At 64.6% G+C, this 13,652-nt stretch carries 7 protein-coding genes and 2 pseudogenes; 5 read left to right on the forward strand and 4 right to left on the reverse strand.

Annotated features, from left to right (window positions below):
* Positions 1-14: 14 nt before the first annotated feature.
* Positions 15-1,235, forward strand: a complete 1,221-nt coding sequence (locus H8M03_RS02420; protein ID WP_187480180.1) for an NADP-dependent isocitrate dehydrogenase — start codon at positions 15-17, stop codon at positions 1,233-1,235.
* Positions 1,236-1,249: 14 nt separating this feature from the next.
* The gene (locus H8M03_RS02425) at positions 1,250-2,914 is read left to right on the forward strand and encodes a bifunctional GNAT family N-acetyltransferase/carbon-nitrogen hydrolase family protein (protein WP_187480181.1); all 1,665 of its coding nucleotides are present in this window, start codon (positions 1,250-1,252) and stop codon (positions 2,912-2,914) included.
* Here the strand turns inward: H8M03_RS02425 and H8M03_RS12660 are convergent.
* The gene (locus H8M03_RS12660; protein ID WP_246449004.1) at positions 2,856-3,326 is read right to left on the reverse strand and encodes an FAD-dependent monooxygenase; all 471 of its coding nucleotides are present in this window, start codon (positions 3,324-3,326) and stop codon (positions 2,856-2,858) included. The two genes, H8M03_RS02425 and H8M03_RS12660, sit on opposite strands and share 59 nt — an antisense overlap.
* Before the next feature lie 271 nt (positions 3,327-3,597).
* Positions 3,598-4,065 (reverse strand): annotated as a pseudogene (locus H8M03_RS12665) (FAD-dependent monooxygenase); the annotation flags it as partial.
* A 63-nt stretch (positions 4,066-4,128) separates the two neighbouring features.
* Here H8M03_RS12665 and H8M03_RS02435 point away from each other — a divergent pair.
* Both H8M03_RS02435 and lysM read left to right on the forward strand, forming a co-directional pair.
* On the forward strand, positions 4,129-5,913 hold the full coding sequence (locus H8M03_RS02435) for a cation:proton antiporter domain-containing protein (protein WP_187480182.1): 1,785 nt from the start codon (positions 4,129-4,131) through the stop codon (positions 5,911-5,913).
* A 119-nt stretch (positions 5,914-6,032) separates the two neighbouring features.
* Positions 6,033-6,491 carry a peptidoglycan-binding protein LysM gene (gene lysM / locus H8M03_RS02440; RefSeq protein ID WP_187480183.1) on the forward strand — a complete coding sequence of 153 codons (459 nt, stop codon included), beginning with the start codon at positions 6,033-6,035 and terminating at the stop codon, positions 6,489-6,491.
* Here the strand turns inward: lysM and alaS are convergent.
* Complete coding sequence (alaS, locus tag H8M03_RS02445; protein WP_187480184.1) at positions 6,488-9,142, reverse strand: alanine--tRNA ligase; 2,655 nt, start codon at positions 9,140-9,142, stop codon at positions 6,488-6,490. The two genes, lysM and alaS, sit on opposite strands and share 4 nt — an antisense overlap.
* A 124-nt stretch (positions 9,143-9,266) precedes the next feature.
* Between alaS and mtgA the strand changes: the two are divergent.
* Positions 9,267-9,935 (forward strand): annotated as a pseudogene (mtgA, locus tag H8M03_RS02450) (monofunctional biosynthetic peptidoglycan transglycosylase); the annotation flags it as partial.
* 245 nt (positions 9,936-10,180) lie between these two features.
* Here mtgA and dnaE read toward each other — a convergent pair.
* On the reverse strand, positions 10,181-13,621 hold the full coding sequence (gene dnaE / locus H8M03_RS02455; protein WP_187480186.1) for a DNA polymerase III subunit alpha: 3,441 nt from the start codon (positions 13,619-13,621) through the stop codon (positions 10,181-10,183).
* Positions 13,622-13,652 lie beyond the last annotated feature (31 nt).

Genomic DNA, 13,652 nt, shown 5'->3' on the forward strand with positions numbered 1-13,652 from the left:
ACAGCAGGACGCACATGGCCAAGATCAAGGTGAAGAATCCGGTCGTCGAACTCGACGGCGACGAAATGACTCGAATCATCTGGCAGTGGATTCGCGAACGGTTGATCCTGCCCTATCTCGACGTCGACCTGCTTTATTATGACTTGTCCGTCGAAAAGCGGGACGAGACCGACGACAAGATCACGGTCGAAGCGGCCGAGTCAATCAGACAGCACGGCGTGGGCGTCAAATGCGCGACGATTACCCCCGACGAGGCGCGGGTCGAGGAGTTCGGCCTCAAGAAGATGTGGAAATCGCCCAACGGCACCATCCGCAACATCCTTGGCGGCGTCGTTTTCCGCGAACCGATCGTAATGGACAACGTCCCGCGGATCATTCCGGGCTGGACCGACCCCATCGTTGTCGGCCGCCATGCCTTCGGCGACCAGTATAAGGCTACCGATTTCCTCGTCCCGGGCCCGGGCAAGCTTACGATGAAGTGGACTGGCGAGAACGGCGAAGAGCTGGATTACGAAGTTTTCGACTTCCCCAGCTCGGGCGTCGCCATGGGCATGTACAATCTCGACGAGTCCATCCGCGACTTCGCCCACGCCTGCTTCAACTACGGGCATAATCGCGGCTGGCCGGTCTACCTGTCCACCAAGAACACCATCCTCAAGGCCTACGACGGACGCTTCAAGGACATCTTCCAGGAGATTTACGAGAGCGATTACAAGGCCAAGTTCGAAGAAGCTGGGATCGAATACCAGCATCGCCTGATCGACGACATGGTCGCCTCCGCGCTCAAGTGGAGCGGCAAGTTCATCTGGGCGTGCAAGAATTACGATGGCGACGTCCAGTCGGACCAGGTCGCGCAGGGCTTCGGTTCGCTTGGCCTGATGACCTCCGTTCTGATGACTCCGGACGGCAAGACGGTCGAAGCCGAAGCCGCGCACGGAACCGTCACGCGCCATTATCGTATGCATCAGCAAGGCAAGGCGACGTCGACCAATCCGATCGCGTCCATCTTCGCCTGGGCCGAGGGGCTCAAGTATCGCGGCAAGTTCGACGAGACGCCGGACGTGGTGCGTTTTGCGGAAACGCTCGAAAAGGTCTGCGTCGACACGGTCGAAGGCGGGCAGATGACCAAGGACCTTGCGATCCTCGTCGGCCCCGAACAGCCGTGGCTGACGACGGAACAGTTCTTCGAAGCGATCCGCGCCAACCTTGAAAAGGCGATGGCCGCCTGGGCCTGAGCCTGGGAGACATCGTGAACAACCAGAAGTCCAAGGCAAGGCTCGATATCCGCCAGGCCACGGTCGCCGACACGGCGGCCGTCGCCGACTTGGTCCACCGCAGCTATTCCGACCTGCCCGGCTACACCGAGGCGGAGATCCGGGCGCAGATCAACAATTATCCCGAAGGCTGCTTCGTCGCGGTCCTCGACGACCGGATCGTCGGCTATTGCGCGTCGCTGCGTATCGATGAGGACGTCGCGCTGCATCCGCACAGCTGGCGCGAGATCACCGGCGGCGGCGTCGGATCGCGCCACGACCCCACGGGTGACTGGCTTTACGGGTACGAACTGTGCGTGGACCCGAAAGAGCGCGGGACCCGCCTCGGCCGCCGGCTGTACGAGGAACGTCGCGAACTGGCCGAACGGCTGGGATTGAGCGGCATTGCCTTTGCCGGACGGATGCCCAACCTCGCCAAGAACAAGCGTAAGGTGTCCGGGCCGAAAGATTATCTGGAGAAAGTCGAACAGGGGAAGATCCACGACCCCGTGCTCCGATTCCAGCTGGCCAACGGCTTCACGCCGGTGGAGATTCTCGAAGACTATATCCCGTCGGATTCACGGTCGCTCGGGAACGCCGTGCTGATGATCTGGCGCAACCCTTACGTCGAAAGCGACAAGCCCAAGTCCTTCCGCCTGCCGCGCGGCGTGGAAAGCGTTCGCGTCGCCACCTGCCAGTTGCAGGCGCGTGCCGTGAAGGACTTCGCGGAGTTCATCAATAATATAGAGTATTTCGTTGATATCGCTGCGGATTACCGCGCCGACTTCATTCTCTTCCCGGAGCTGTTCACGCTCTCGCTGCTGTCGTTCGAGGAGAAGAATCTGACGCCCATGGAGGCGATCGAGAAGCTTTCGACCTACACGCCACGGATCCGCCAGGCGCTGACCGACATGGCGTTGAAGTATAACATCAACATCATTGGCGGTTCGCACCCGACGCGTGCCGACGACGGCGATATCCAGAACGTCGCCTTCATCTGCCTTCGCGACGGCGCGGTGCATGAGCAGGAGAAGATCCACCCCACGCCCAACGAGCGCTACTGGTGGAACATCAAGGGCGGCGACAGCATCGACGCCATCCAGACCGATTGCGGCCCGATCGGCGTGCTGATCTGCTACGATAGCGAGTTCCCGGAGCTTGCGCGGCGCCTCGCCGACCAGGGTGCGCGTATCCTGTTCGTCCCCTTCTGCACCGACAATCGGCAGGGCTATATGCGCGTGCGCTATTGCAGCCACGCGCGGGCGGTCGAGAACCAGTGCTTCGTCGTCCTGTCCGGCAACGTCGGCAACCTGCCGAAAGTCGACAACATGGACATCCAATATGCGCAAAGCTGCATCCTGACGCCCTGCGACTTCCCCTTCGCCCGCGACGGCATCGCGGCCGAAGCAAGCGAGAATGTCGAGACGCTGACGATCAGCGACATCAACCTCGCCGATCTCAACTGGGCGCGAGCGGAAGGCACGGTGCAGACGCTGACCGATCGCCGCTTCGACCTTTACGATATCAAATGGGCCAAGCCGAAGGGCCAGACGGCACCGCAGACGACCGGCCGAGCACCGCTCCGCACGGCCCGGGCGGCGGTTAGGCGACCGGCGCCGCCGGCACCTCCACATGTTCCTGCCGGATGCCGTGACCGATGAAATAGCCGGGGATCCGGCGCAGCAACGGAAAACGGTCGAACAGGCGCATGATCAGCGGCGGCCGCTCGCCAAAGCCGGCCTTCCCTTCGATCACCGGCCTCAACACCCTCTCGTGAACCGTCCGTTGCGCACCCTGAATGATGCGCGTCGGCAGCATGCGCCGCTCCTGCACACGGCCGAGCAAACCGTCGACCGACTTGCCGTCGCGGATCGGCGGCGCGAGCATGTTGGCGGTACAGACGGCGTCCTGAATGGCGAGGTTTATACCGATCCCGCCGACGGGGCTCATCGCGTGGGCGGCATCGCCGATCGCCAGCAATCCCGGTTTGTACCAGCAGGACAGCCGGTCGAGGCTGACCGACAGCAGCTTGACGGCGTCGAAGTCGGGCAATGCCCGCTCCAGGTCTGGCATCCCCGGGGATGTCGCGGCCACTTCTGCCCGGAATTGCTCGATCCCGCGCGCCCGGATGGCGTCCGCCGCCCTTGGCGATGACGAAGGCGCACTGCCAGTAATCGCCGCGGTCGATCATCACGATAAGCCGCGAGCCGTACACCGCGCCGACCAGCGCATTACTCGGCGCCGTCTTGGGAATGGCGAACCAGAAGACGTCGATCGGAGCATCCAGCGATTCCAAGGGCAGGCTGTGGCGGACGATCGAATCGCGACCGTCGCACATCAGCACCAGCCGGCCCGCGCGGATCTCCTGCCCGTCGGCCAGGCGAACCCCGGAGGTCCGCCCGTCGCACTCGATCAACTCGGCGACCTTGGCCTCCATGCGCAGCGAAAAGGTCGGCAGCCGCATCGCCTCGTCGCGCAGGAAGTCGAGAAACTCCCACTGCGGCATCATCGCGATGAACGGCGCGGGCATGTTGAGGTGGGTCAGGTCGCCGACCGTCATCATGCGCCCGTTCCAGCTGATTTCGGCGCGTTCAATGCGATTGTGCGGCCGTTTCAGGAATTTTTCGAGCAACCCGACCTCGTCGAGGATCTGCATCGTCGAAGGGTGGACCGTGTCTCCGCGAAAATCGCGAAAGAAGTCGGCGTGCTTTTCAAGCACCTGCACCGTGCAGCCGGAACGGGCGAACAGGAAACCTGCCATCATCCCCGCTGGACCCCCACCGACGATGACAATGTCCGGATCTGCCGCCATGACGTCAGCTAATCCGGCAAGGCCTGCGGTGACAAGACGGCGGGCGACTGCTTAAGTGCGGTCATGCATGGCAGCGGCGATCTTGGCACTTCGGGCTTCAGCGACGCGCTGGTGATACTCGGCGCTGCCGGGATCGTCATTCCGGCCTTTGCCCGCCTGCGCATCAGCCCGATCATCGGCTTCATCCTCGTCGGCGCCCTCGTCGGGCCAGCGGCACTCGGAGCGATGGGCAACGATTATCCGTGGCTCAACTTCATTACAATCTCCAACCCGGAATCGATCGAGCCGTTCGCCGAATTGGGCGTCATCCTGCTGCTCTTTTCGATCGGCCTGGAATTATCCTTTCGCCGGTTGTGGACGATGCGGCGGCTCGTGTTCGGCGTCGGCGCCGCCGAATTGTTCGGCGCGGCGGCGATCATCGGCGTCGCCCTCCACCTGATCGGCCAAGGCTGGCAGGGCGCAATCGGACTCGGGCTCGCCCTCGCCCTCTCCTCCACCTCGCTGGTCATTCCGCTGGTCGGCACGCGCAGCGCAGTCGGGCGGTCGGCGCTCGGCATGTTGTTGTTCGAAGACGTGGCAATTGTCCCCATCGTCTTCCTGCTGGGCGCCATGGCCCCGCATTCCGCGGAGGCCGGGCTTGGCGCGCTGGCCCAGACACTGGCCCTCGGCGGGTTAGCCGCCGCCGGTCTGCTGATCGGCGGCCGCTTCGTCCTTCCCCGGCTGTTCGCCCAGGCGGCGCGCACCAAGAGCCCGGAGCTATTCCTGGCGGCCTGCCTCCTGGTGGTCATCGTCAGCAGCCTGATCACCTCCGCAGTCGGCTTTTCCCCGGTCTTCGGCGCACTTATCGCCGGCATCGTCATCGCGGAAACCGAATATCGCGGCGAAGTCGAAGTCATGACCGCGCCAATCCGCGGGCTCGGCCTGGGCATTTTCCTCATCACCGTTGGCATGACCCTCAACATCCGGCTGATCATCGGCAGCTGGCAGGAGATTCTTCTGGCAGTGGTCGGCGTGCTGGTGGTCAAGGCTGTGGTCACCGCCACCCTCTTGCGGCTCGAAGGCGCTCGGCCGGCGGTCGCGGCCGAGACCGGTGTATTGATGGCGTCGCCATCCGAAACCACCCTGATCGTCCTGTCCGCAGCCGCCGCGGCGCAACTAATCCGCCCGGAAACCGCCGCTTTCTGGCAAATCGTCACCGCGATCGGTCTGACCATCACACCATTGCTGGCCAAACTTGGGCGGATGGCCGGGCGCCGGGTCGACCGCGAAGCGCCGCAGCGCGTTTCCTCCGCGCTCAAGGAAGGCGGCACCGGCAAGGTGGTGGTGCTCGGTTTCGGCCGCGTCGGGCAGATGGTGGCGGATATGCTTACGGCACATGGTAAGGACTATGTCGCGATCGATTCCGACATCGACGCCGTCAGCGCCGCCGCCAGTGACGGTTATGCGGCGATCTTCGGCGACGTGTCCCACCCGGAACTGATCGAACGCTTGCAAAGCGGCACGCCCAACGCCTTCATCCTGACGATGGATAATCCGGTGCTGGTCGCCACGCTAACCCATCGCCTGCGCGACGCCTTTCCCGACCTGCCGATCATCGCCCGGGCGCGCGATACCACCCACGCGGCACGACTTTACAAGGCCGGTGCCACCGACGCAGTCCCGGAAACGGTCGAAGCCTCGTTGCAGCTGGCGGAGGCCGCGCTGGTCGACCTTGGCGTGGCAATGGGGCCGGTAATCGCCTCGATCCACCAGAAGCGCGACGAATTGCGCGGCCAGATCAAGCTGGAAGCGGACATGGAGGAAGCGCCGCGGCAGCTTGGCCGCCGCCGGCTGCGCGACGCCAGCTGACACGGCGTGTCGCGGCTTCGGCCCATGGAAGAAACTATCCGGCGCGAAGCCTGACCGGAAGGGGAACAAGCGCGCCCGTCGGCGGCTTTCCTTCCTGTACGTTTCAACAGGAGGCCACCATGGGATTTTTCGATTTCTTCAAGAAGGACAAGGGCAAGGAAGTCTTCAAGGAAGACGCCGACGCCCAGGCACGCGCCGAAGCCATCCGCAAGGAAATCGACCGGCTTGGCCTGCCCGGCGACATCAAGGTCGCGGTGGAAGGATCGCGGGTCAAGGTCACCGGCAACGTCCCGGACGACGCTACGCGCCAGAAGCTGGCGGTGATTGTCGGCAACATGCGTCATATCGATAGCGTCGACGACAGCGGCCTGGCCGGTGGCGATGCCAACGCCGCGCAGCCGAAGATCCATGAGGTGCAGAGCGGGGAGACGCTCTCGGCAATCGCCAAGCAATATTACGGCGATCCGAACGCCTACAACAAGATTTTTGAGGCCAATAAGCCGATGCTGAAGGACCCCGACGAAATCTATCCAGGCCAGGTCCTGATCATCCCCGAGGACGCGACCGCGAGCGCCTAGGCCGCAACACTCTCGATAGCGTTCTTGATAGACTGGAGAGCCTCGGCGGCCTTTGCGCCGTCGGGGCCTCCACCCTGGGCCATGTCGGGACGACCGCCACCCCCCTGCCCGCCAAGTGCCGCGACGGCCGCCTTGACCAGTTCGACGGCGCTAACCTGACCGGCAAGGTCTTGCGTGACCCCCACCGCGACGCTGGCGCGGCCATCGTTCACGGCGATCAGCGCGCCGATGCCCGACCCGAGCTTCTGTTTCATGTCGTCCACGGCGCCGCGCAGCCCCTTGGGATCGAGTCCGTCGACCACTTGCCCGATAAACTGGTGACCGTTGACCGTTTCGGTCGATGGCCCTTCGGATCTGCCGCCGCCGCCCATCGCCAGCGCCTTGCGGGCATCCGCCAGCTCCCGCTCCATCCGCTTGCGCTCCTCGACCAACGCGATGACTCGCGCCGGTACCTCGTCGGGCGAGGCTTTCAGGGTTGCAGCGATCTCGCGTAGCTTGGCTTCGCGGTCGCTCAGCCACCGGCGCGCCGCTTCACCGGTCAACGCCTCGATCCGGCGTACGCCCGACGAAACCGCGCTTTCGGAGATGATCTTGAACAGCTGGATGTCGCCAAGCGCGCGGACATGGGTGCCGCCGCATAGCTCGACCGAATAGTCGCTCTCCTCGGTCCGGCCCATCGACAGGACGCGCACTTCGTCGCCGTACTTCTCGCCGAAAAGTGCCATCGCGCCCGCGGCGATCGCTTCGTCCGGAGTCATCAGGCGCGTGGTGACCGTTTCGTTACCGCGGATGTGCGCGTTCACGTCGGCCTCAACCAGCTCGATATTCTCGCGCGTCAAAGCCTTGGGATGCGAAAAGTCGAAACGGAAATAATCGTCCGCGACGAGGCTGCCCTTCTGCGTCACATGCGTACCAAGCCGGTGGCGCAGCGCGGCGTGTAACAGATGGGTTGCGCTATGGTTGGCGCGGATGCGGTCGCGGCGGGCGGTGTCGACTTTTTGCTGGACCGTCTCGCCGACCGACAATTCGCCTGCGACGACCCTGGTCCGTAGCGCGTGCAATTTGCCGAGTGGCTTCGACGTATCCTCAACTGTGCCTTCGAAACCCTTGAGCGTCGTCAGTTTTCCGGCATCGCCGGTCTGTCCACCGCTTTCGCCGTAGAATGGCGTCTGGTTGAGCAGCACTTGTACTGTTTCACCGACCTCCGCTGCGTCGACGCGCTGGCCGTCCTTGACGATCGCCAGGACGACGCCCTCGCCCTCGTTGCCGGAATAGCCGGTGAACTCGGTCCCGCCGAACTCCTCGGCAAAGTCGAACCACAGATCGTCCGACGCCTTGTCGCCCGAGCCCTTCCACGCCGCGCGCGCCTGCGCCCTTTGCTCGGCCATAGCCGCGTCGAACCCCGCGCGGTCGACGGCGATCCCCTTGGCGCGGAGCGCGTCTTCGGTCAGGTCGTAGGGGAAACCGTACGTGTCGTAGAGCTTGAACGCCGTTCCGCCGGCCAGCGTGCCGCCTTCCGACAGATCCGACGTCGCTTCATCGAGCAGCTTGAGCCCGGTCGCCAGGGTCTGGCGAAAGCGCACTTCTTCCTGCGCCAGCGTGGCCTCGATCAGCGGCTGGGCGCGGACCAATTCGGGATAAGCAGCCCCCATTTCCGCAACCAGCTCCGGCACAAGGCGGTGCATCAGGGGCTCCTTGGCGCCGAGCAGGTGCGCGTGGCGCATGGCGCGGCGCATGATCCGGCGCAGCACGTAGCCGCGGCCCTCGTTCGCCGGCAGGACGCCGTCGGCGACGAGGAATCCCGCCGCGCGCAAATGGTCGGCGATGACGCGGTGGCTGGCCTGCGTCGGCCCGTCTGCCTTGGTGTGCGTCAGTTCCTCGCTGGCTTCGATCAGGGCGCGGAACGTGTCCGTGTCGTAATTGTCGGTGACGCCCTGCAGAACGGCCGCGATCCGCTCCAGCCCCATGCCGGTGTCGATGCTTTTCTTCGGTAGTTCGGAGACGATTTCACCCGCCGCCTGCTCGAACTGCATGAAGACGAGGTTCCAGATCTCGACGAAGCGGTCGCCGTCCTCGTTCGGGCTGCCCGGCGGCCCACCCGGAATGTGGTCCCCGTGATCGTAGAAGATTTCCGAACAGGGTCCGCACGGGCCGTCGTCGCCCATCGCCCAGAAATTGTCCTTGGTGGGAATGCGGATGATCTTGTCGTCGGCGAAGCCGGTGACCTTCTTCCAGATGTCGAAGGCCTCGTCGTCGGTATGATAGACGGTGACCAGAAGCCGCTCCGGAGCCAGTCCCCATTCGCGGGTCAGCAGCGTCCAGGCGTGATCGATCGCCTGATCCTTGAAATAATCGCCGAAGGAAAAATTCCCCAGCATTTCAAAGAAGGTATGGTGGCGCGCGGTGTAGCCGACATTGTCGAGATCATTGTGCTTGCCGCCGGCGCGAACGCACTTCTGGGCGCTGCTGGCGGTCACATAAGGCCGCGATTCCAGCCCGGTGAACACGTTCTTGAACGGCACCATCCCGGCGTTGACGAACATCAGCGTGGGGTCGTTATGCGGGACCAGTGGCGCGGACTGGACGCGGGCGTGCCCGGCCTTCTCGAAATAATCGAGGAAAGAGCGGCGAATGTCGTTGGTGCTGGTCATCGCCAAACGATGTAAATGCGATGCTGCACTGCGGCAAGGAGGACGCTAAGCTGCGGTCATGGCGAAACGCTCGACGAACACGATCCCCACGTACAAGCGCAAGCGGGCCAGCCGTCGTGGCCCGGTGGCGAGGGTGTTGCTGTTGCCGATCAAACTGGTGCTTGGACTGATCCTGTTCTCGCTGCTGTGGGTGCTTGCATACCGGTTCATCAACCCGCCGTTGACCGCAACCATGGCCGGTGACTTCATCGGCGGGCGCAAGGTCACGCGCGACTGGATGCCGCTCGGCCAGATCGATCGCGACATGGTCCGCGCGGTGATCGCGGCCGAAGACGGCAAGTTCTGCGCGCACAACGGCTTCGATCTCGATGCCATCCAGGAAGCGGCGCGGCGCAATGCGTCGGGCGGACGCATCCGCGGCGGATCAACGATCAGCCAGCAGACCGCAAAGAACGCCTTTCTGTGGCAGGGCGGCGGCTATTTCCGCAAAGGGCTGGAAGCGTGGTTCACCCTGCTGATGGAGCAGATGTACCCCAAGCGCCGGATCATGGAATTGTACCTGAATCTCGCCGAAACCGGCATCGGCACCTATGGCGTCAACGCCGGCTCTCAACGCTATTTCGGCCACGACGCCTCGGCGATGGACCGGACGGAAGCAGCGCGCATCGCCGCTGTTCTGCCGCTGCCCAAGGAGCGCGGAGCGATCGCGCCCCAGGGCTTTACCCGCCGTTATGGCAACACGATTTCGGCCCGCATCGGGGTTGTCGGCCGCGACGGCCTCGACGCCTGCGTTTATGACGACATTGCGGCCCCGAAGGACAAGGCGCCGCCGCGCGTCTCCAAGGCCCCTCGCCCCCTGCCCGGCGGCGAATATGAGACCGCGACGCCGCCTCCTCCGCCGGCGGTAACGCAGGATACGTCCGAACCCGAAACGCCGCCCGAAACCAGCAGCTACAACGTGGTGCTCGACCAGGCATTGCCACCCGAGAACACGATCGCGCCGCTGGCGGCGCCCGAACCGGCACCCGGCAACACGCTCTAACCGACCAAAGCCAGCCTTGGCGGTTCCTGCACCGACAAGTCGACATTGCCTTCGCCGGCGATGCGTTCGAGCCGCGCGGCCAGGTCAGCGTCCAGCGCGAAGTCGCGGCCGGCGACGACGGACGCGTTCCCGCCCGCAGCGAGAGCGACGGCGAGCCGGACGAGGCCATTGCCGCCCCGCGCCAGCGCCAGCTCGGCTGCGATGGCCGGCAGCTGCTCGGCGCGCGCGACGCGGATTGCGAGCTGGAGCCGAGTCTGCTTCGCCAACGTGTCGAGCGGCCGGATGCGCTTGATCGCTAAGCGCGGCGCATCGTCACCGACGCGCTTGTCGAGTTCGACGCTGACCAACCCGCAGGCGCCGCTTTCGGCTGCTTTTTGCAGCGCCTCGATCGGTTCCTCGTCGAAGGCAGTCGCCTGAAACTGGCCCGACGGGTCGCTCAGGGTCGCGGTGAGGAAGCGGCGCCCCTTGGCGGACGTGCGCCAGCGCGCTTCCTCGACCATGGCCGCCATCGTGACGGTCACCCGCTCGCCTTCACCGATACGGACGTCGGCCAGCTGGTCGAAGGTCTTGACCTTGTGAGCGCCAAGCAGGTGCGCATGCGCCTCCACCGGATGGCCGGAAAAATAGAAGCCGAAGGATTCGCGCTCGGCGTTCAACCGCTGCGACAGGCTCCATTCGGCGTTAGGCAAACGAATGGGCGGCACGCTGCTGTCGCCCGCGCCGAACAGCCCGCCCTGCCCGCTTTCGCGCTGCTGCGCGGCGCTGGCGGCATGGGCGAGGATGGTCTCCGCCGCCGCATGGACCGACGCGCGGTTGGGCTGGAGCGCATCGAACGCACCGCCTCCGGCAAGGCTTTCCACCTGCCGACGGTTCAGCACGCGCGGCTCGATCCGGTTGGCGAAATCGTCGAGCGACTTGAACGGACCGGCAGCCTCCCGCTGTTCGACGACCGCTTCCATCGCCTTCTCACCGACGCCTTTCAATGCACCCAGGGCGTAGCGCACCGCGCCGTCCTGCACCGTGAAAAAGGCATGGCTGGCGTTGATGGCCGGCGGCAGGCATTCGACCCCGCCGCGGCGCATGTCCTCCACGAACAGGGCCAGCTTGTCCGTCTGCGTCATGTCGAAGCTCATCGACGCGGCGTAGAATTCGGGCCGGTGGTGAACCTTGAGCCAGGCGGTGTGGTAAGCGACGAGCGCATAGGCCGCGGCGTGGCTCTTGTTGAAGCCGTAACCGGCAAACTTGTCGATCAAGTCGAACAGCTCGTTGGCCTTGGCCGCCGGAATGCCGTTGTGGGTCGCGCAGCCCTCGACGAAGGTCGCGCGCTGGTCGTCCATCTCACTCTGGATTTTCTTGCCCATCGCGCGGCGCAACAGATCTGCGCCGCCAAGCGAATAGCCGGCCAGTACCTGGGCCGCCTGCATCACCTGTTCCTGGTAGACGAAGATGCCGTAGGTTTCTTGCAGCACCTCTTCGAGAAGCGGGTGCGGATAGTGGATGTCCGCGCGGCCGTTCTTGCGGTCGCCGAACATCGGAATGTTGTCCATCGGCCCCGGCCGATACAGCGAGACGAGCGCGATGATGTCGCCGAAGCTGGTTGGCCGGACCGCGGCCAGCGTGCGCCGCATGCCTTCCGATTCCAGCTGGAACACGCCCACCGTGTCGCCGCGCTGGAGCATTTCGTATACCGCCGCATCGTCGAGGGGGAGCGAGAGGTAATCGACCGCGATTCCCCGCTCCTTGAGCAGCCGCTGCCCTTCCTTCAGCACCGACAGCGTCTTGAGGCCGAGGAAGTCGAACTTCACCAGCCCCGCGGCCTCGACATATTTCATGTCGAACTGGGTGACCGGCGTTTCAGATCGCGGATCGCGATAGAGCGGGACGAGCTCGTCGAGCGGCCGGTCGCCAATGACGACGCCCGCGGCATGGGTCGACGCGTGGCGCGGAAGGCCTTCCAGCTTCATCGCCAGGTCGAACAGCCGCTTGACGTCCTTTTCGCTCTTATACTCGGCGGCCAGCTCCGACACGCCGTTAAGCGAACGTTCCAGGGTCCACGGATCGGTCGGGTGGTTGGGGATGAGCTTGGCCAGCCGGTCGACCTGGCCGTAGCTCATCTGCAGCACGCGGCCGGTGTCCTTAAGCACCGCGCGCGCCTTCAGTCGCCCGAACGTGATGATCTGCGCGACCTTGTCCGTGCCATATTTGCGCTGGACGTAGGCGATGACCTTGTCGCGGTGTGTTTCGCAGAAATCGATGTCGAAGTCGGGCATCGACACGCGCTCCGGGTTGAGGAAGCGTTCGAACAGCAGCTTGAGCTCGATCGGATCGAGATCGGTGATGGTCAGCGCCCAGGCCACCACCGACCCCGCGCCCGATCCGCGGCCCGGCCCCACCGGAATGTCGTTCGCCTTGGCCCATTTGATGAAGTCGGCGACGATCAGGAAGTAACTGGCGAAGCCCATGTTGATGATGACGTCGAGCTCATAGTCGAGCCGTTCGTCATAGGCCGCGAGGTCTTCCGGCGGGCGCCCGCCAAGCCGCGCCGCAAGGCCCGCGCGGGCGTCGCTTCGCAATTGCTCGTCCTCGGCATCGCTCAACCGCGGCAGGATCGGCCGGCGCTTGGGCGCGCCGACGGCGCAGCGCCGGGCGACGACTGCGGTGTTGGCGATGGCTTCGGGCAGATCGGCGAACAGTTCGGCCATCATCGGCCCGCTTTTCAGCCATGCTTCGGCCGACGAGGTCGGGCGATCACGACTTTCGACATAGGCCGAGTTGGCGATGCACAGCATCGCATCGTGCGCGGCGTGGAAGGCCGGGTCCACGTAAGATGCCGGATTGGTCGCCACCAGCGGCAGGTCGCGCGCATACGCCAGGTCGATAAGCCGGTCCTCGGCGGCTTCCTCGACGGGATCGCCGCGTCGGCTGAGTTCGATATAGAGCCGGTTCGCAAAGAGCGCCTGAAGCCGGTCGAGATAGGCTTCGGCGGCGCGATCCTGGCCGTCCGACAACAGCCGCGCGACAGCGCCTTCCGCGCCTGCCGTCAGCGCGATCAATCCGCCGGACAGAGCTTCAAGGCTGGAAAAGGCAACGTGCGGGACGTCGCTGAGCGGACGGTCGAGATGGGCCGACGACACCAGCTTGCACAAATGCGCATAGCCTTCGTCGTCCTTGGCCAGCAGGATCAGCCAGTCGATAGCATCGCCCAGTTCCGGCGGGCGGCGCACAGCCAGCGCGGTGCCGATGATTGGCTGCACGCCTTTCGCGATGCACGCGTCGGTAAACGGCATCGCGGCGTACAGGCCGTTGCGGTCCGTCAGCGCAACTGCGGGAAAGCCGAGCTTCTCCGCGCGCGACGCGATCGCCTTGGGCTCCATCGCGCCCTCGAGCATCGTGAAACAGGAGAAGACTCGCAGCGGAACGAACGGCTCGGCCATCATCCTGTTATGGAGAGCCGGGGCTCGGTGCGCA

Origin of the sequence: Sphingomonas sabuli (assembly GCF_014352855.1) — a bacterium.
GTDB classification, from domain to species: domain Bacteria; phylum Pseudomonadota; class Alphaproteobacteria; order Sphingomonadales; family Sphingomonadaceae; genus Sphingomicrobium; species Sphingomicrobium sabuli.

Coding starts and splice junctions, on each gene's coding strand:
- H8M03_RS02420 (WP_187480180.1), top strand. CDS start 15: ATGGCCAAGATCAAGGTGAAGAATCCGGTCGTCGAACTCGACGGCGAC.
- H8M03_RS12660 (WP_246449004.1), bottom strand. CDS start 3,326: ATGCCAGACCTGGAGCGGGCATTGCCCGACTTCGACGCCGTCAAGCTG.
- H8M03_RS02435 (WP_187480182.1), top strand. CDS start 4,129: ATGCATGGCAGCGGCGATCTTGGCACTTCGGGCTTCAGCGACGCGCTG.
- lysM (WP_187480183.1), top strand. CDS start 6,033: ATGGGATTTTTCGATTTCTTCAAGAAGGACAAGGGCAAGGAAGTCTTC.
- alaS (WP_187480184.1), bottom strand. CDS start 9,142: ATGACCAGCACCAACGACATTCGCCGCTCTTTCCTCGATTATTTCGAG.
- dnaE (WP_187480186.1), bottom strand. CDS start 13,621: ATGATGGCCGAGCCGTTCGTTCCGCTGCGAGTCTTCTCCTGTTTCACG.